The sequence below is a fragment of the Pantoea sp. PvP021 genome (assembly GCF_054056055.1).
In genome coordinates, this window is the sequence record NZ_JBSRXX010000002.1 from 20,619 (window position 1) to 37,620 (window position 17,002).

General features: G+C 55.0%; 14 protein-coding genes and 1 pseudogene. 9 read left to right on the plus strand and 6 right to left on the minus strand.

Annotated features, from left to right (window positions below; all coding sequences use genetic code 11):
• Window positions 1-6 precede the first annotated feature (6 nt).
• Both ACVKSX_RS09215 and uca read left to right on the plus strand, forming a co-directional pair.
• Entirely contained in the window at window positions 7-642 is a 636-nt protein-coding gene (locus ACVKSX_RS09215) for an urea amidolyase associated protein UAAP2 (RefSeq protein WP_154210101.1), read from the plus strand.
• Between the two features lie 164 nt (window positions 643-806).
• A complete protein-coding gene (gene uca, locus ACVKSX_RS09220; protein WP_354438795.1) occupies window positions 807-4,418 on the plus strand; it encodes an urea carboxylase in 3,612 nt (1,203 codons plus the stop codon).
• Between the two features lie 98 nt (window positions 4,419-4,516).
• On the opposite strand, the pseudogene ACVKSX_RS09225 reads toward uca, so the two are convergent.
• Window positions 4,517-5,417, minus strand: a pseudogene (locus tag ACVKSX_RS09225) (LysR substrate-binding domain-containing protein).
• A 99-nt stretch (window positions 5,418-5,516) separates the two neighbouring features.
• Here ACVKSX_RS09225 and ACVKSX_RS09230 point away from each other — a divergent pair.
• Complete coding sequence (locus ACVKSX_RS09230; RefSeq protein ID WP_033780229.1) at window positions 5,517-6,290, plus strand: HalD/BesD family halogenase; 774 nt, start codon at window positions 5,517-5,519, stop codon at window positions 6,288-6,290.
• Between the two features lie 2 nt (window positions 6,291-6,292).
• On the opposite strand, the gene ACVKSX_RS09235 is transcribed toward ACVKSX_RS09230, so the two are convergent.
• The 3 genes from ACVKSX_RS09235 to ACVKSX_RS09245 all read right to left on the minus strand — a co-directional run bounded on the left by ACVKSX_RS09235 (window position 6,293) and on the right by ACVKSX_RS09245 (window position 9,539).
• Window positions 6,293-7,366, minus strand: a complete 1,074-nt coding sequence (locus ACVKSX_RS09235) for a DUF2817 domain-containing protein (protein ID WP_354438792.1) — start codon at window positions 7,364-7,366, stop codon at window positions 6,293-6,295.
• A gap of 37 nt (window positions 7,367-7,403) precedes the next feature.
• Window positions 7,404-8,174, minus strand: a complete 771-nt coding sequence (locus ACVKSX_RS09240; protein ID WP_010670348.1) for an ABC transporter substrate-binding protein — start codon at window positions 8,172-8,174, stop codon at window positions 7,404-7,406.
• A gap of 453 nt (window positions 8,175-8,627) precedes the next feature.
• On the minus strand, window positions 8,628-9,539 hold the full coding sequence (locus ACVKSX_RS09245) for a LysR family transcriptional regulator (protein WP_346532573.1): 912 nt from the start codon (window positions 9,537-9,539) through the stop codon (window positions 8,628-8,630).
• Between the two features lie 126 nt (window positions 9,540-9,665).
• On the opposite strand from ACVKSX_RS09245, the gene ACVKSX_RS09250 reads away from it, so the two are divergent.
• Together ACVKSX_RS09250 and ACVKSX_RS09255 are read left to right on the plus strand one after the other, a co-directional pair.
• Window positions 9,666-11,045 carry an MFS transporter gene (locus tag ACVKSX_RS09250; RefSeq protein WP_346532571.1) on the plus strand — a complete coding sequence of 460 codons (1,380 nt, stop codon included), beginning with the start codon at window positions 9,666-9,668 and terminating at the stop codon, window positions 11,043-11,045.
• Window positions 11,042-11,437 (plus strand): DUF4440 domain-containing protein, encoded by a 396-nt coding sequence (locus ACVKSX_RS09255; protein WP_191924031.1) that lies wholly within the window; start codon window positions 11,042-11,044, stop codon window positions 11,435-11,437. Before ACVKSX_RS09250 ends, ACVKSX_RS09255 begins: the two co-directional genes overlap by 4 nt.
• Before the next feature lie 307 nt (window positions 11,438-11,744).
• Here the strand turns inward: ACVKSX_RS09255 and ACVKSX_RS09260 are convergent, their stop codons facing one another.
• Window positions 11,745-12,005, minus strand: coding sequence for a type II toxin-antitoxin system ParD family antitoxin (locus tag ACVKSX_RS09260; protein ID WP_010670343.1), 261 nt, complete (start codon window positions 12,003-12,005; stop codon window positions 11,745-11,747).
• 317 nt (window positions 12,006-12,322) lie between these two features.
• A complete protein-coding gene (locus tag ACVKSX_RS09265; protein WP_033760398.1) occupies window positions 12,323-13,531 on the minus strand; it encodes an aldose 1-epimerase family protein in 1,209 nt (402 codons plus the stop codon).
• A 366-nt stretch (window positions 13,532-13,897) separates the two neighbouring features.
• Here ACVKSX_RS09265 and ACVKSX_RS09270 point away from each other — a divergent pair, with 366 nt between their 5' ends.
• From ACVKSX_RS09270 to ACVKSX_RS09285, 4 genes are all read left to right on the plus strand, one after another.
• On the plus strand, window positions 13,898-14,455 hold the full coding sequence (locus ACVKSX_RS09270) for a peroxiredoxin (RefSeq protein ID WP_010670341.1): 558 nt from the start codon (window positions 13,898-13,900) through the stop codon (window positions 14,453-14,455).
• Between the two features lie 24 nt (window positions 14,456-14,479).
• Entirely contained in the window at window positions 14,480-15,721 is a 1,242-nt protein-coding gene (locus ACVKSX_RS09275; RefSeq protein ID WP_010247150.1) for a protein-disulfide reductase DsbD family protein, read from the plus strand.
• Window positions 15,722-15,792: 71 nt separating this feature from the next.
• On the plus strand, window positions 15,793-16,347 hold the full coding sequence (locus ACVKSX_RS09280; protein ID WP_010247151.1) for a sigma-70 family RNA polymerase sigma factor: 555 nt from the start codon (window positions 15,793-15,795) through the stop codon (window positions 16,345-16,347).
• The gene (locus ACVKSX_RS09285) at window positions 16,334-16,975 is read left to right on the plus strand and encodes an NrsF family protein (protein WP_010247152.1); all 642 of its coding nucleotides are present in this window, start codon (window positions 16,334-16,336) and stop codon (window positions 16,973-16,975) included. The genes ACVKSX_RS09280 and ACVKSX_RS09285 overlap by 14 nt, the downstream gene beginning before the upstream one ends.
• Window positions 16,976-17,002: the final 27 nt, after the last annotated feature.

Here is a 17,002-nt window from a genome sequence, read left to right on the forward strand (position 1 = left end):
GCTGCGATGACCCTTATCAACTCTGATCGTCGCCCTGAAGATGCCGTCTATCGCCACGTGATACCGGCAGGCGAGCCGTGGCTGTTCGAAGTGAAAAAAGGGCAGACGCTGCGCCTGCTCGACCTCGAAGGGAATCAGGCAATTGATACCCTGTTCTATAACAGCGATAACCCGCGGGAACGCTACGATCCTCAGCGCACGCTGCGTCGTCAGGGAAACGTCTATCTGACCACCGGCAGCGTGCTCTATTCGAATCTGGGCAATCCGCTGCTGACTATCATTGCCGACACCTGCGGTCGTCACGATACCCTGGGCGGAGCCTGCTCGCAGGAGAGCAACACCGTGCGCTATGCCCAGGATAAGCGCTACATGCACAGCTGTCGGGATAACTTTCTCTGCGCCTGCCTGCACGATGGCCGCCTTCACAAACGTGATATCGGTGCCAACATCAATTTTTTCATGAACGTTCCGGTCACGCCGGAAGGTGGTCTGACCTTTGAGGATGGGCTATCGGCGCCCGGCAAATACGTTGAGCTGGTAGCCGAATGCAATGTGATGGTGCTGATCTCCAACTGCCCGCAGCTGAATAACCCTTGTAACGGCTGGAACCCGACGCCCGCCGAAGTGCTGGTGTGGAACTGAGTCAGCGTTGCCATGGCGACAAGCGGGACTGAGTTTCTCAGCCTTTTGCGTCAGACCTCTCAACACACCACCGGCGCACGCCTGTTACGTGCCGGTCAGCCCCGGGGACGGCCCCAGGGAATATCGAATTTTGCGGGACGACCCGCATCCCTGAGAGTTCGCTTATGTTTGATACCTTACTGATTGCTAATCGCGGTGCTATCGCCTGTCGCATCCTGCGCACGCTACGTGCCATGCAGGTGAAAGGGGTCGCCGTTTACTCCGAAGCCGATCTGAGCAGTTTACATATCCGCGAGGCGGATGTGGCGCTAAGCCTTGGCGAAGGCCCGGCTGCACAAACCTATCTGGTGACGGAAAAGATCATCGCCGCCGCGCAGCAGAGCGGGGCGAAAGCGATTCATCCTGGCTACGGTTTCCTTTCGGAAAACGCCGCCTTTGCTGAAGTGTGCGAGGCTGCCGGTCTGATTTTTGTCGGCCCCACACCGCAGCAGTTGCGGACTTTTGGCCTGAAACACACGGCCCGCGCGCTGGCGGAAGCCGAAGGGGTGCCGTTGCTGGAAGGCAGTGAACTTCTGGCGGATATCAGCGAAGCCCGCCGCGCCGCAGAGAGGGTCGGCTATCCGGTAATGCTCAAAAGCACCGCGGGCGGTGGTGGCATCGGTATGCGGGTCTGTCGTGATGCGAATGCGCTGTCAGAGGCGTTTGAAACGGTCCAGCGCCTCGGCCAGAACAACTTCAGCGATGCCGGGGTATTTCTCGAAAAATATATCGAACGCGCCCGTCATCTTGAAGTGCAGATTTTCGGTGACGGCAAGGGCGAGGTAATCGCGCTGGGCGTACGCGACTGCTCGGTACAGCGGCGTAACCAGAAAGTGATCGAAGAGACGCCAGCGCCGAATCTGCCCGCAGGTATGGCGGAGGCTTTATGCGCGGCGGCTATCGCGCTGGGAAAAGCGGTGAACTATCGCAGCGCCGGAACGGTTGAGTTTGTCTATGACAGCGGGGCGCAGCAGTTCTATTTTCTTGAAGTGAATACCCGGCTGCAGGTTGAACATGGCGTCACGGAGCAGGTGTGGGGCGTTGACCTGGTGCAGTGGATGATTGAGCTGGCAGCAGGCGATCTTCCTCCGCTTCATGCGTTAGCCGCCGCGCTGAATCCTCAGGGCCATGCCGTGCAGGCGCGAATTTATGCGGAAGATCCGGGGCGTCAGTTCCAGCCTTCGCCAGGGCTGTTAACCCAGGTCCTCTTTCCGGCAGCCGACGGTAAAACCCTGCGTATTGACCGCTGGGTGGAAGCGGGGTGCGAAGTCCCGCCATTCTTCGACCCGATGCTGGCAAAAGTTATCACCTGGCGCCCCACTCGCGAGGAAGCCATCGCCACCCTGGCACAGGCGCTGGCGGAGACCCGTTTCTATGGCGTAGAAACCAATCGCCTCTATCTGTTGCAGATTCTGGCCTTCTCGCCCTTTACGGCTGGCGAACCCTGGACCCGCTGCCTGGAGCAGCTCGCCTATCAGGCGGCAACGGTTGAAGTGGTGAGTGCCGGAACCCAGACCAGCGTTCAGGACTATCCCGGACGTCTGGGATACTGGGCGGTAGGCGTGCCGCCATCGGGGCCGATGGACGATCGCGCACTGCGTCTGGGCAACCGTCTGCTGGGCAATGAGGAGGGTGACGCCGCGCTGGAAATCACCCTGAATGGACCCACCCTGAAATTTAACACTGAGATTCAGGCGGTGATCTCTGGCGCGCCGCTCACTGTCACACTGGATGGCGTCGGGCAGTCAATGAATTCTGTATTTACCATTCCGGCCGGGACAACGCTGAAGCTGGGCGCGATAAGTGGCGCTGGCGTCAGAAGTTATCTCTGTCTGAGCGGCGGCATTCAGGTGCCGGACTATTTAGGCAGCAAAAGCACCTTCACCCTTGGTCAGTTTGGCGGACATGCCGGACGGGCACTGCGTAGCGGTGACGTGCTGCATCTCGCTCCGCGTTCTGCGAGCGCAACCGGATCGGAACTGCCCGTCGGACTGCAAACAGAGCTTGCCACGGTGCGCACGCTGCGCGTCATTTATGGTCCGCACGGTGCGCCTGAGTTTTTTGCGCTGAAGTATATCGAGACGTTTTTTGCCACAGAATGGGAAGTGCATTTTAACTCCAGCCGCACCGGCGTTCGCCTGATCGGGCCAAAGCCAATCTGGACCCGCGACAGCGGCGGTGAAGCAGGGCTGCACCCCTCAAACATCCATGACAACCCGTACGCGATCGGCGCGGTCGATTTTACCGGTGATATGCCGGTGATTCTGGGGCCGGATGGCCCGAGCCTTGGTGGGTTCGTCTGCTCGGTGACGGTAATCGAGGCTGACCTCTGGCAACTGGGACAGCTCAAAGCCGGTGACAAAGTACAGTTTGTCGCGGTGGATATTCCTACCGCCCGCCGACTGGCAGAGGGCCGACGCACCGAGCTGACCACGCTCCAGCCACAGGAAACAGACTGGCAGCCTGCACCGCTGATTTCGCCCATCGTGATGACCTGCGGCGCAGCGGATAAACGCCTGGTGGCGCGCCTCTCTGGCGATACCCATCTGCTGCTGGAGGCTGGCGAGCCGGAACTGGATCTGGTGTTACGTTTTCGCATTCATGCGTTGATGCAGGCGCTGGAAGCGCAATCCCGCAACGGCATTATTGATATCACGCCGGGGATCCGCTCGCTGCAAATCCACTTTCAGCCGGAGACGCTGACGCCCGACGTGCTGCTGATGTGGGTGCGCGTTGAGTGGGAGAGGGTCTGCATGAGTGATGACCTTCAGGTTCCCACACGCGTGGTGCATCTGCCGCTCTCCTGGGACGATCCGGCCTGTCAGAAGGCCATCGAAAAATATATGACCACCGTGCGGCAGGATGCGCCGTGGTGCCCGAGTAATCTGGAATTTATCCGCCGTATAAACGATCTGCCGGATGAGCAGGCTGTCTGGAACACGGTCTTTGAAGCCAGCTATCTGGTGATGGGGCTGGGCGATGTCTACCTCGGCGCGCCGGTCGCCACACCGCTGGATCCCCGGCATCGGCTGGTGACGACAAAATATAACCCGGCCCGCACCTGGACGGCGGAAAACTCGGTTGGCATCGGCGGTGCCTATCTGTGTGTGTATGGCATGGAGGGGCCAGGCGGCTATCAGTTTGTCGGCCGCACGCTGCAGATGTGGAACCGGTATCATGAAGTCGCCGATTTTGGCGGTAAACCCTGGCTGCTGCGCTTTTTCGATCAGATCCGCTTTTATCCGGTTTCAGCCAGTGAGCTGTTGCAGATTCGCCGCGATTTTCCCCTCGGTCGCTATCCGCTGCGCATTGAGCACAGCACGCTGCGGCTGGCGGAATATCAGGATTTCCTCGCCCGTGAAGCGCAGAGCATCGGTCTGTTTCGCCATCACCAGCAAGCCGCGTTCCATGCGGAACGTGACCGCTGGATCGCCAGCGGACAGGCCCATTTTGACAGTCAGGAAAGTGTGGCCGATGAAGGCGGCGACGCGCCGCTGCAGCCAGGCGAGCAGGGGGTTGAAAGCCCGGTTTCAGGCAATTTATGGCAGGTGCAGGCGACGGCGGGCAGCCGGGTGCGGGAAGGCGATATCCTGGTGGTGCTGGAGTCGATGAAGATGGAGATCCCGCTTCTGGCGCCGTGCGACGGCATTGTTCAGCAGGTCAGCGTGCAGCCAGGCAGCGCTGTACGTGCAGGGCAACGCGTGGCGGTGATTGTTGAGGATAATGCGGAAGGATGATGACACCTGATCGCCTGGTGGCGCAGTAATAATCTGACCCTGCGCCTGCTGATGGTTCCAGACTGGCGGACGCAGGCGAGTCCGATCACGGCGAAGGGCTATTCGCCGCTCGCGCCCAGTTGGCTTAACCAGCTAATCATCGCCTCACTGCCTGGCTGGCTCAGGGTGCGTTGCGGCCAGACAAGGTAATAGGGTTTGCTCAGCGGCAGGCAAAGATCATCCACTACCACCAGATCGCCCCGTGCCAGTTCCGCCGCGATAAGGCGTCGCTGCCCCAGCAGCACACCAGCACCCGCGACGGCCGCATCAATCGCCAGCGAGGTCAGATTAAAGCTGAACGCGGGCTGCGGCAGAGGTTCGTCCATGCCTTTAGCCTGAAACCAGCTTCGCCAGTCCGGCAGAAAACGGCCTTCATTACCCCAGTCGAGGTGGATCAGCGGCGCCTGGCTTAAGATCGTTTCCGGTGTAAAGCGATGTAACAGAGCAGGACTGGCCACCGGCAGCACGTCATCATGAAACAACTTCAGCTTATCTGACTGCGGGTAACGATCCTCACCAAAGCAGATCACAAAATCGGCGGGCATCGCGGTGAAATCGACCTGAGAATGCGTACCGTGTAACGAGAGATCGATATTCGGGCAATGGTCGCGCCAGCTGGGGCAACAGCCATTTGGACGCCAGCGCCGGTAATGTGTAAACCGTGAGTTTTGGCGCGCTGGCCGCATGGCGGATGTTTTGCTGACCGAGATGCAGAATATCAAACGCCTCAGTGACATAGCGCAGATACTCTTTTCCGGTTTCGGTCAGCATCACGCCGCTCTGCGTACGTAAAAAAAGGGCGCTGCCGAGTTGCTCCTCCAGCTGGCGAATCTGCTGACTGACTGCCGCCGGGGTTAAGGCCAGTTGAGCGGCCGCTTTTGCCAGGCTGCCCAGTTCGGCAGCCACTTTAAATGACTGTATGACGCTGATCTTTGGCAACCTTGGCAATTGGGCAGGCATTAACACTTCCTTATCAGGGCATTAAGTTTTTATCGTTACGCAGCGTTGCAGGCGACCGGTAGAGTAACATCACACCTGCTCATCATGAGAATTGTTGCTATGTCTGGTTCCCTTGTCCGTCTCGATCTTCATCCACTGGCCGATCATGGCTGGCGTCAACGTTGTCGTGAGCAGTTAAACCAGTCCGGCGCGCTGGTACTGCGTCAGTTTTTAAAACCACACGCTTTAGAGGCGATCATCGAAGAGGGCAATGCACAACGTCACCAGGCTTATCACACCCGCAGCATGCACAATGTCTATCTGATGAAACCTGATGACGCTTTCAGTGCTGAGCATCCGCGTAATCGGGATGTGATCAGCACCAAAGGCTGCATCACTGATGATGTTATCGCTGCCGACTCGCCGCTGCGCCAGCTTTATAATGATGAGTTGTTCAAACATTTCCTGTGCGATGTACTGGGTGAAAAAGCGCTCTATCCCTATGCTGACCCGCTTTCCTCGATCAACCTGCACTATGCATCACACGGTCAGGAGCTGGGCTGGCACTTCGACAACTCCTCATTTGCCATCACCTTACTGGTACAGAAACCGCTGGCGGGCGGCGTGTTTCAGTATGTGAAAGATCTGCGGGATGCTGATGCCGGTGAGATGAACTTTGCCGGTGTCGACGCAGTGCTGGAAGAACGCCAGACCGTTGACGCGCTGGAGATAGATGCCGGGGATCTGGTGCTGTTTCGTGGCCGTAATTCCCTGCACCGGGTGACCCCAACTGAAGGCGAGGTCACCCGGATGCTGGCCGTGCTGGCTTACAATACGCAGCCGGATATTGCGTTGTCAGAAACCGCGCGTATGACCTTTTACGGCAGACTATGACATCATGGCGTGTCTGCAAGGGCACGCCAGCCGCGCAGAAAGATTTGCTGCGTGCGGAAAGCCACCAATGCACGCCAGTCCGCATCTTCTGGCCAGAACCCCTCGACCAGTTGCTGCTTTATCACCTGGCCGCCCTCACTGGCAGGATCGCCATAGAGGTGCAGCCAGTGATCTTCACGCACCCGCTGATGCATATCCTGACCCTCGTAAGTCCCGCATTCCACCACCAGAGGCAAAATCCGGGTGTCAGCCAGCGACGTCAGCAGATAGTGCGACAGATAGCCGGTTGCCGTTGCTGTAATTCCAGTTACACTGTCACGTCCGGCACCAGTAAACAATAAGGTCAGCCACTCACCGTAAATGACTTTGCCCCAGTCATGCGCCGGATAACGCTGCTCCGCAATAGAGAGCAGCATCGGATGCCCCCATGCGCCAGCCCCGGTATGAAGGTCAAAGCTGATGATGGTTTTCGCTACAGAGAGATGCTGTTCAACGATTGCCGCCATCGTAAGGTGTGACCAGCAGGGCTTCTCACCGCCGAAAAAAAAGCCGTCAGCAAAACTATACTGTCCGGCTTCTGTGACACGTTTAACCGCCTGCCAGCCCGCGCCCTCGAGTGCGTCGGCCAGTTGCCGATCGGCACTGGCACGGTCGCCATGATAAATACCGTGCCACTGTGCATAATCCGGGTTAGCAGGAGGCGGCTGACTGAAATCGATAAAGTTACGGTTCAGATCAATATTGTCTTCGTTCACGCGCCGTAAATGCGCCGCGCCCCATGGATTGAGCAGATGAATCAGCAACAGCGCGGTATCAGCGGGCAACGCTTTTTCATCCAGGGTCTCGAGCCAGGCTATCTGGCAATCGGAACCATAATAGCCTTCAACGCCGTGAGTGCCGGAAACGACCAGCATCAGACGTGATGCGCTGGCCGGTCCTATCCGTGCCACGTCTGTATACAGAGCTTCTCCCAGAGGACCAGGCAGAGGATGCGGATAAGAGGTCGTCTCAGCACCTTTGCTCTGCGTCGCTGCCATAAAGCGCGCGCGCTGAACGTGGTATTCGGGCAACGCCATAGTCTTCATACTCCTGCGATTCTTCACGTTGTGCGGATCAGGGATAAACATTGAATTTAAAATATTTTTTGGTGAGCTGGTCATAAGTCCCGTTTTTATGAATCTCCGCCAGTGCCGCATTAATCATCTTCAGGTTTGCCTCATCTCCTTTGCGTAGCGCGATACCCACGCCATCACCAAAAATCACTTTATCCACCAGGGTCCCTTTGATGGCGTACGGCTTGCCTTCGGCTGAGGTCAGGAATCCCTGTTCAGCAGAGACCGCATTGGCCAGGCTGCCATCAAGACGCCCGGCGACCAGATCCGGATAAACTTCCATCTGGTTAGGATAGGAGATGACTTTAACGCCCTCCGGCTCCCATTTGGTTTTGGCATAGGTTTCCTGGATGGTGCCCTGTGCCACACCGATCGTCTTACCGCGCAATGAGGCAACATCGGTCGTCAGCGTGCTGGCAGCCGGTGCCAGTAAAGCACTGGGCGTGTTGTACAACATATCGCTGAAAGCCACCTGCTGACGACGCTTATCGGTCATCGACATCGCTGACAGGATGGCATCAAATTTCTTCGCCTGAAGGGCAGGGATGCTGCTATCAAAACCCATTTGCACCCACTGGCACTTCACCTTTGCCTGAGCGCAGATGGCATTGCCCAGATCAACATCAAAGCCCTGCAATGATCCATCAGCCGCCTTGAATTCAAACGGCGGGAACGTAGGGTCAACGCCAAAGCGCAGGGTCTGCTGCGCCAGTGCCGCGTGACTAACTGTTGTGAGCGAAAACAGTAATGCGAGGGATAGGCTCTTTTTCATGTTTTAATTCCCGGATGCAAGTGAATTTAAGCGCGACATTCAAATTTAATAACATGCGACCTGTTTTCCTGCCAGCGAATAAACCGCAATCATCCAGATTAAAATCTTATGTTATTAAGGTACTGTGCGAATTATTTATACGGCGTTAATTTTTACTTAATACTGTGCATCAAATGACTGAGCCATACCAGGGTATGGCGCAGGTCCGGGCCTGAAGCCGCAGGCGCTGGGGATGGGATAACAAGACAAGCCCCAGCGCCAGTTTTACAGGTTATCGCGCAGCAGTGATTTATCAGGACAGGGAATTAAGTAATACGCCTGCGTTAAACTCAATTGTCATTAGCCAGACAGTAAATATTTACCTTCCCGCGCTGCATAAAATAAAGTTTATGGGATTTAAATCAGTTCAGATAAATTAACGCTTAGCCCATCAGAATAATGTGATGGATGCGCTTATTTTCTGCTGTACAGCGCTAAACGTTCATGCAGGAAATCTATAAACGCGCGTACTTTTTCTGGCACATGACGCGTATTAGGGTAGAGCGCGTAAATTCCCTGACGGGGGAATTGATGATCGGGCAGTAGCCGTACTAATCCACCTTTTTCAATCTCATCCTGTACCAGCCAGGCGGGCAGAATCGCCACGCCAGCACCGGCTAAAGCAAAAGCGAGCAAAGAAGAGGCACTGTCAGCCGTGATCATGGCAGGCTGAAATGCGCTCATCAGCACAGACTCGCCTTCGGGCGTGATCACCTGCCAGCTGAGTGGCGTCGATAAACGGCTATGCGCAATCCATTTTGCTGACGCGAGATGTGAAAGATCCCGGATAGACGCTTCATTCAGGCTGTTGAGATAACAAGGTGCAGCGACCGGCAGGATATCAAACTGATCGATAAGGCGGGCGTGATGACTGGAATCGGCAAGATGCCCAAGTCGTATCGCCACATCGAAGCGGCCGGCAATCAGGTCGTCATTTTTTGATGAAGAGACGTGATGTATGCGTAACTGCGGGTGTTGGGCTGCAAAGTCAGCAAGGGCAGGGACGATCACACGAGCGCCATATTCCAGAGTGGTTGTGATCCGGAGTGTCCCGCTTAATCCAGCGTGATCACTTCTCACATCCTCTAATACGCTTTCCGCATCCTGAAGAAGCTGAAGGCAACGATGATAAAATCTTTCACCCGTATCCGTGGCTGAAACGCGTCTGGTGCTCCTGATAAGGAGCGAGACACCCAGCTCCTCTTCGAGATGTTTAATATTGAAACTCACAACGGCTTTAGTTAACCCGAGTGTCTGAGCTGCACCTGTAAAACTGCCTGCCTCGACAACTGCGACAAAGATCCCCAGCCGTTGCATATTGATCATCGTGAACTCCGTTAACGACATCTCATTGTCAAAATATCTTTGACAGTGTAACAACAGAAAGTGAATTTATCCCGATAATTTAAGCACCTATACTGCGCGCCTTACGCTGATCTATCTGGGAAAAAAATGAGCTATCGTGTGCGCGTAGCCAGTGTCTATTTGCTGGGATTTTTTATTGATCTGGTCAACATGTTTATCGCCAATGTTGCTTATCCAGAGATTGGCAGACATTTTGATGCCCCCGTTAGCCAGCTGGCATGGATCAGTAATGGCTACATCTTAGGCCTGACGCTGGTCATACCGCTCAGTAGCTGGCTGGTACGGCGCATGGGCGCAAAACGTCTGTTCATGCTCTCACTGCTTATTTTCATTGCGGGCACCTGTGGTGTGGGGGCATCAACGTCAGTTTCTCAGCTCATCGCCTTCCGATGGATACAGGGCATCGGCGGCGGACTATTGATCCCCATCGGTCAGACGATGACCTATGCGTTATACAGAAGCAATGAACGTGCGAAGTTATCGTCAGTAGTGATGTTGATTGCATTGCTGGCACCCGCCTTGTCGCCAGCTATTGGTGGAATAGTGGTTGAGAGCCTTAGCTGGCGCTGGGTTTTTCTTGTGAGCCTGCCGCTCGCGGTTGCGGCATTGCTGCTGGCGGGATGCTGGCTCAAAGCAGACAAACCGGCGAACTCATCTGACCCGCTGGACCTGGTGGGTTTAGTCAGTGGTTGTACCGCGCTCACGCTGATCCTTCTCGGGCTGACTTACCTGGGCGATGCTGACAGGCTTTATCAGGGGGCGATGATGCTGCTTGCTGGCGTCCTTACTCTGGCGGGCTATGTGTGGGACGCACTTCGAAAAAACCATCCACTCATTAACCTGCATCTGATAAAGGATCCGCTCTTACACACCGCAATGCTGATCTATCAGTTTATACCAGGCGTGTTCACCGGCGTCAGTATGATCACTATGCTATACCTGCAAAATCAATTAGGTATACATGCCAGCATTGTCGGCGCGCTCATGCTGCCATGGTCTCTGGCTTCCTTTGCGGCAATTAGTCTGACAGGTAAGACGTTCAACCTCTGGGGACCACGCCCGCTATTTATCACCGGCTGTCTGTTTCAGGCGCTGGGTATTGGCCTGCTGGCGCTGACTGGCCAGACATCGGACACCTTAGTCTTTGTACTTGCTTTCGCCTTGATGGGATTTGGCGGCAGCCTGTGCAGCAGCACGGCCCAGAGTTCTGCTTTTATTCACATCACCGACAGCGAACTTGCTGATGCCAGCGCACTCTGGAATATCAATCGCCAGCTCAGTTTTTGTCTCGGCGTTACGCTGGTCAGCCTGCTATTCAATCTGATTGCGAATAGCGGCATGCCTGAAGAACACGCTTATCACCTCTGTTTTGTTATAGCGGCATTCAGCGCTGTGATTCCGCTTCTGTGCTGTTTACGCATTTCAAATCAGAAGGTTATTTCTATGCTTAAAAGGGACCAAAAATGAACCGTTATTTTAAGGAAGTACTGGACGCCCACGAATTGATTCGCAACTGGCTGGGTAACAAAGAAGCACATGATGAGGTTTGTGAGGAACTTTTAGCGCGTTTTAGTCCTGCATATTCCATGGTGACACCGGGCGGTGCCTTACTGGATTTCACGACACTAAATGGGTTTTTCCGCACTCAGCGCGGTGCACGTCCGGGTTTAGCGATTGATATCTGCGACATGCAGATGGTTGCTGAGAGTGAAGGAAACGCCACTGTGGTATATAAGGAGTTGCAGCAGCTTCCGGGTCAGGAGGTCACACTGCGGTTTTCTACGGTTGTGTTCGAGGTAAATAATGCTGGCAAGATTTTGTGGCGACATCTGCACGAGACTTCGTTGCCTAAGCCATAGATGCTGTCGATTCGCAGTGTGTCAGGGCGCGACGGGTTGAGAGCAACAGCGTGCTCTTAAACCAGCGATCATCGCCACTGTATATCCTGAACCGATCGCCGTGAGAGATACAGTGGTGGTGAGGCGACGGCTTTATTGATCGTGAAAATTCCTCACCAGAGGCCGTCATACTCATACAAGGGGCTTCAGCAGGTTGTCTGAAGCGCCCGGATAAGGTTAGCTTAGAGCTTTAGCCTCTATGTTACCGCCTTGCCTTAAGTGCGCATAATCTATCTTATGTTAAATAACGTATCACACATGTACCTCACTACGCTTTACCACCTTCGGCCTGCCGCCGATATTTTTGCGACAGGCGACCAAATACCTCTTCCGCGTTTTTGCTTTCGCCGCTGTTTATACCTGCGCTGACCGCTGTTTGCAGAGCATCAAGTTTCATCTGCTGCTCCCGTTCTTCCAGTGCCCTGAGGCCCGCACGGATCACTTCACTGGTGTTGTTATATCGCCCGCTTTCAATCTGTTCGCGAATGAACGCTTCGAAATAAGGACTAAGTGCTACGCTGGTTGGCATGATTCCTCTCCCGCTGAGTTACTATCAGTTATTAACTGTTAGTATTTCAGAGTTACTCTTTTCCATCAACTTTCGGCTTAAAACCCTCCCACAGCTATGCCGAATATTTACCCGTGATGTCCAACACTACGATGTTATCGCATTGCCATTATCCATCGCAGGACTGCGCTATTCTCCCGCATCGGTATTGTCATCTCTTGACGGTACAATTAACAATGCCTAATGTCGATTACTGCCGTTATCAGTTGTGGCACAACATAACTGGCTGACCTATAAACTAAAAACCCCAACAATTTAGCTGGGGTTATGAAGGGTCGTTACTCTTTCGCTATCGGCGTCTCGCTCACATCGATCTTCGTGTCGCCCTGAATGCCCTTAATGCGTTTCTCAACGTCATTAACCTGCTCGCTGCTGTGAAGCAAGGTGTAAGTCAGATCAAATGCCGTACTGGCACCCGGTTGCAGTTGCTTCACCCGTTTTTGTTCACGTTCAATGGTGACCGGATAGGCGTAACTGGTACCAGGTTCGATACCGGTCACGTAGCCCTGTTTCAGGGTGTCGGTATTTTTCCATAAGGTCAGCATCGGGAGCTGACGCGTATCGAACTGAATGGATGCGCCGCTGTTGCCCGCTTTATTTATCACCGCAGCGACGGTCTGATGATTGCTGTCTGAAAGTGGCTTGATGTTGAACACCATCTCATCGAAGTCTTTGGTCGGACCTTTATAGGTCTGCCACTCTTTTAACCCGGCTTTCGCGTAGTCATTGAATGGGCTGATGCCGGACATCGGCGCCAGGAAGCGTGCGCCCTCTTCCAGAATCGGTTTGCCGAAGTTGCTGTGATAGATGATCTGGTAATCGTGCGGATAGTCGGCGTGGTTGGTTAACACATCATGCAGGCTGAAACTGTTGCTGCCTGGCACGTAACGCAGCTCGGTCATGGTCTGCAAATCAGCTTTCTTAAAGGTGCTCTCTTTAATCAGGCCGCGAATACGAATTTCGTGTGGTGCCGCATCTGCCACTTCAACTTCCAGCTGAGAAACCGGCGTATTCCCCGCTTTACCGTGCAGCGTATAGATTCGGCCTTCATCGGTGACCGGATGACCGGTCCATTCGTAGCCGCAACGCACCATCATCTCGTTGAAACCATCCAGCCAGCCCAGACCGTTGCGGCTCTCAAGATTGATGTAGGCAGGATTGACGACCTCTTTAACTGGTGAATCCCAGCCCATGCGGGTGCCAAAGCCTTCAACACGCAGTAAGTTCATGCCACGTGTCGGGCTTAGCGTAATCGTCAGGCCATCCTCACTGCGGATCGTCAGAATTTTACTGCCTTCCTGCTTGCCGCCATGCAGGACTTTCTGTTCGATGCTGAACGGTTTGCCCTGAAACTTCAGCTCACTGCTGGAAATCTTCCAGTTTCCTTGCTCAGTGCCCTGTTCAGCACTCGTCAGCACCCAGGTTTTCGCCGCTGCAGAGCCTGAAACCAGCACTGCCAGTACCGTTAACGCCAGTTTAATCTTCATAAGTCATCCCATTGGCTGAATCGTTTTTTCATTCCGTAAGGGAAATTTACTTAATGGGACTGAAGATAAACGTGATGATGCTCACCTGTTGAGAAAAGGCAGTGAGTTAGCCCTATTATTGTGGGCCAAATCACAGTGATTACGGCCAGAGAGGAATAACTACAGCGAACCAGGTGAAATTTGCTGACATTAGCTTTATACGATTCAGCTCAAAATGAGGGTTCTGATAAAGGACGGCTGGTGAAGCACCATAAAAAAAACACGAAAAAAAATCTTCAATCGCGCAACTTTTTCCATTTTTAAACGAACCTGTTATCAGGGACGTCAGACAACTCCGTCTGTTCGTCAATGGAGAGAGTAAAGCCAATGAAAAACACCCTGAAAACCCTGGCCGTCGCTACACTGCTGGCACTGAGTGTTCCGGCAACATCTGCTTTTGCAGCGTTACAGGTCGGTGAAAAAGCGCCGGACTTTAAACTTGAAGCCGCGCTGGCCGGTAAATCGACCACCTTCTCATTGCAACAGGCGCTGCAGAAAGGCCCGGTTGTCCTCTACTTCTTCCCTGCTGCTTTCAGTGCAGGCTGTACGCTGGAAGCACACGATTTTGCTGAAGCGACCGATGAATTTAAAAAGCAGGGTGCGACAGTCATTGGCGTGACGGCGGGCAATACCGATCAGATTGCGAAATTCTCGCAGCTTGAATGCCGTGACAAATTTACCGTCGCAGCCGATCCCGGTGCCAAAGTGGCGGCAGAATATAAGAGCACTATGGAGATGAAAGGTCAGAAGCTTTCAGACCGTACCTCTTACGTGATTGCGCCCGATGGCAAAATCCTGCTGAGCTTCACCGATAAAAATCCTGATACGCATATCCAGAAAGCGATGGATGCCGTTAAAAAATACCGTCAGGCCAATCCGGCATAACTTAATCTTCAGAGCAGGTACATCATGCTGACTGCGATTGCAGCCGCCTTCCTGGGCGGCATTATTCTGAACCTCATGCCCTGCGTGTTTCCGGTGATCTCGCTGAAAGCACTGAGCCTGATCCGCCATCACGAATCACCTTCCCACGCCAGAGCCGAAGGGCTGGCCTTTCTGCTGGGCGTAGTCGTGACGATGGTCGCTCTGACCGCAGTTCTGTTGCTGGCCAGGGCGGGCGGCGCATCGGTGGGCTGGGGATTCCAGCTGCAATCGCCGCTGGTCATCGCCGCGCTGATTCTGGTGATGCTTGGGTCGGCACTGAACCTGCTCGGTCTGTTTGAAGTAGGATTATCGGTACAGCGGGTTGGCGAAGTGGGAGGCGATCGCGGTGGTTTAGTCGGTTCAGCTCTGACTGGCGCGCTGGCCATCATTGTCGCGACTCCCTGCAGCGCGCCCTTCATGGCCAGCGCGGTAGGCTATGCGCTTACCCAGCCTCCACTGATCAGTCTGGTGATCTTTATTTCACTGGCGCTGGGCTTTGCTGCGCCCTTCACTCTCATCTCATTCTTCCCGGTGCTGGCGCGAATTTTGCCAAAACCGGGTGCCTGGATGATCACGTTAAAGCAGGGGCTGGCGTTTCCCATGCTGGGCGCGGTGGGCTGGCTGATCTGGGTACTTGAACGTCAGGCGGGATCGGCGGCGCTGGCTGCCATTCTGGCCTGCTGTTTACTGTTTAGTTTCGCCGCCTGGCTGTATGGCATGGCGCAGAAACGCCGTATGATGGGACAGCGTCATTGGGTGCTGCATGTGGCGACCGCATTCTTCCTGGCGCTGGTCGTAGTGCCGTTACTGAACCTGAACAGGTTTGCCGAGGCTCCGGCTGAAACGGCAACCGCCTCACAGGCTGCCGCCGCTGTGGCCTGGTCGCCCCAGAACGTCGATGCCATCAAAGGTCAGGGCAAGCCAATACTGGTGAACTTTACCGCATCGTGGTGTATTACCTGCCAGGTTAACGATCGTACTTCGCTTTCGACGCAGGCGGTAAAAGCGGCGATGGCGCGAACCAACACCATTTATATGGTCGCGGATTCCACCAAATATAATCCCGATGTTGAACAGGCGCTGAGCGATTTTGGACGCGGTGGATTACCCCTCTACGTGGTCTATCCGGCTGACGGCGGTAAACCTGAGGTACTGCCGCAGGTGCTGACGCCTGGCATTGTGATTTCAGCGCTGAATCAGGCAACAGAAAAAGGAAATAAATCCTGAGATTACTGATGAAACGATTGCCTGGCGCGTGGCCAGGGCGCGGCGACAGCATGCTGAACTGCTGATGAACGATGCCAGAAACTGATCAACGCGCACAGCAGTGGCCAGCATTAATGGCCCGGGCGCAGGCGGGTGACAGAGCTGCCTATAACCAGTTACTGAAAGCGATGGTTCCTGCCATCCGGGCATTGGTATGCAAAAAAATCCGTGATGAGGGACTGGTTGAGGATGTCATTCAGGAGACATTGCTGGCGATCCATCGGGTGCGGCATACCTACGATCCGCAGCGTCCGATACTCCCCTGGGTTGCTGCCATTGCCTCTGCCCGGGCCATAGATGCGCTGCGCCATCGCGGCCGTCGCCAGGAAGTACAGGATGAGGAAGAGCTGCAACGACAACCCGCTGCAAGTGCAGAGTCCTCAGCCGATACGGATATCCTCTCCGGTTATCTGGATAACCTTCCGCTGCGCCAGCGGGAGATCGTCGAATCTGTGCATCTGCGCGAGCAGAGCCTGGCGCAGGCAGCAGCTGAAACTAATCAGTCGCTCTCTGCGGTTAAATCTCTGTTGCATCGCGCAATGGTCAACCTTCGTAAATATGGACGGGGTCATCATGAGAAATCATGACCAGTTAATTAATCAGCTCAGCGCGTCTGCCCAGCCGGTGCAGCGCGTCTGGCCCACCGCCTGGCGCGTTGCGGGCTGGATTGCCCTTGCCCTGCCCTGTGGCGCGCTGACCAGCTGGGCATTTCACAGCCGTTTCACTGACTGGTCGCAGCCTGGCGCGTTTTTCGCGCTGGTTGCCCTGCTGCTGTCACTCATCATCGCGGGCAGCACGCTGGCGGCAGCCTTTACGCTGAGTATTGCAGGCAGAAAACCGATCAGCCTGCGCTGGCCGCTGCTGATGGCGATGATGTGGCTGGTGCTGAATCTGATCAATATGTCATCTTCAGCACCGCCATCGGGCGCGAACCGGTTGGGTGAAGGGATGCACTGCTATCTGTTTATGCTGTCGGCCAGTGTCCCGATGATGCTGATGTCCGTGTTCGCCCTGCAGCGCACCCGATCCCTCTATCCGGCGCGCAGTCTGGCGCTGAGCGGCTGCGGCAGTGCGTTTACCTCATCGATGCTGCTGTCGTTGTGCCACGATACCCATCTGCACGCCATCGATTTTTCTATGCATCTGGCTGCGGGCATCACCATCGTGGCGCTGACGGTGCTGGCAGGCCGCCGCTGGGTCAGGCTGGGAGAGTAATGGCACGCCGCTTCCGTTCCTCCTGAA

What these genes read in the sequence shown, in the direction of transcription:
- ACVKSX_RS09285 (WP_010247152.1), top strand. Translation starts at nt 16,334, where the DNA reads ATGAGAAATCATGACCAGTTAATTAATCAGCTCAGCGCGTCTGCCCAG.
- ACVKSX_RS09265 (WP_033760398.1), bottom strand. Translation starts at nt 13,531, where the DNA reads ATGAAGATTAAACTGGCGTTAACGGTACTGGCAGTGCTGGTTTCAGGC.
- ACVKSX_RS09240 (WP_010670348.1), bottom strand. Translation starts at nt 8,174, where the DNA reads ATGAAAAAGAGCCTATCCCTCGCATTACTGTTTTCGCTCACAACAGTT.
- ACVKSX_RS09235 (WP_354438792.1), bottom strand. Translation starts at nt 7,366, where the DNA reads ATGGCGTTGCCCGAATACCACGTTCAGCGCGCGCGCTTTATGGCAGCG.
- ACVKSX_RS09275 (WP_010247150.1), top strand. Translation starts at nt 14,480, where the DNA reads ATGCTGACTGCGATTGCAGCCGCCTTCCTGGGCGGCATTATTCTGAAC.
- ACVKSX_RS09245 (WP_346532573.1), bottom strand. Translation starts at nt 9,539, where the DNA reads ATGATCAATATGCAACGGCTGGGGATCTTTGTCGCAGTTGTCGAGGCA.
- ACVKSX_RS09250 (WP_346532571.1), top strand. Translation starts at nt 9,666, where the DNA reads ATGAGCTATCGTGTGCGCGTAGCCAGTGTCTATTTGCTGGGATTTTTT.
- ACVKSX_RS09215 (WP_154210101.1), top strand. Translation starts at nt 7, where the DNA reads ATGACCCTTATCAACTCTGATCGTCGCCCTGAAGATGCCGTCTATCGC.
- ACVKSX_RS09260 (WP_010670343.1), bottom strand. Translation starts at nt 12,005, where the DNA reads ATGCCAACCAGCGTAGCACTTAGTCCTTATTTCGAAGCGTTCATTCGC.
- ACVKSX_RS09230 (WP_033780229.1), top strand. Translation starts at nt 5,517, where the DNA reads ATGTCTGGTTCCCTTGTCCGTCTCGATCTTCATCCACTGGCCGATCAT.
- ACVKSX_RS09280 (WP_010247151.1), top strand. Translation starts at nt 15,793, where the DNA reads ATGCCAGAAACTGATCAACGCGCACAGCAGTGGCCAGCATTAATGGCC.
- uca (WP_354438795.1), top strand. Translation starts at nt 807, where the DNA reads ATGTTTGATACCTTACTGATTGCTAATCGCGGTGCTATCGCCTGTCGC.
- ACVKSX_RS09255 (WP_191924031.1), top strand. Translation starts at nt 11,042, where the DNA reads ATGAACCGTTATTTTAAGGAAGTACTGGACGCCCACGAATTGATTCGC.
- ACVKSX_RS09270 (WP_010670341.1), top strand. Translation starts at nt 13,898, where the DNA reads ATGAAAAACACCCTGAAAACCCTGGCCGTCGCTACACTGCTGGCACTG.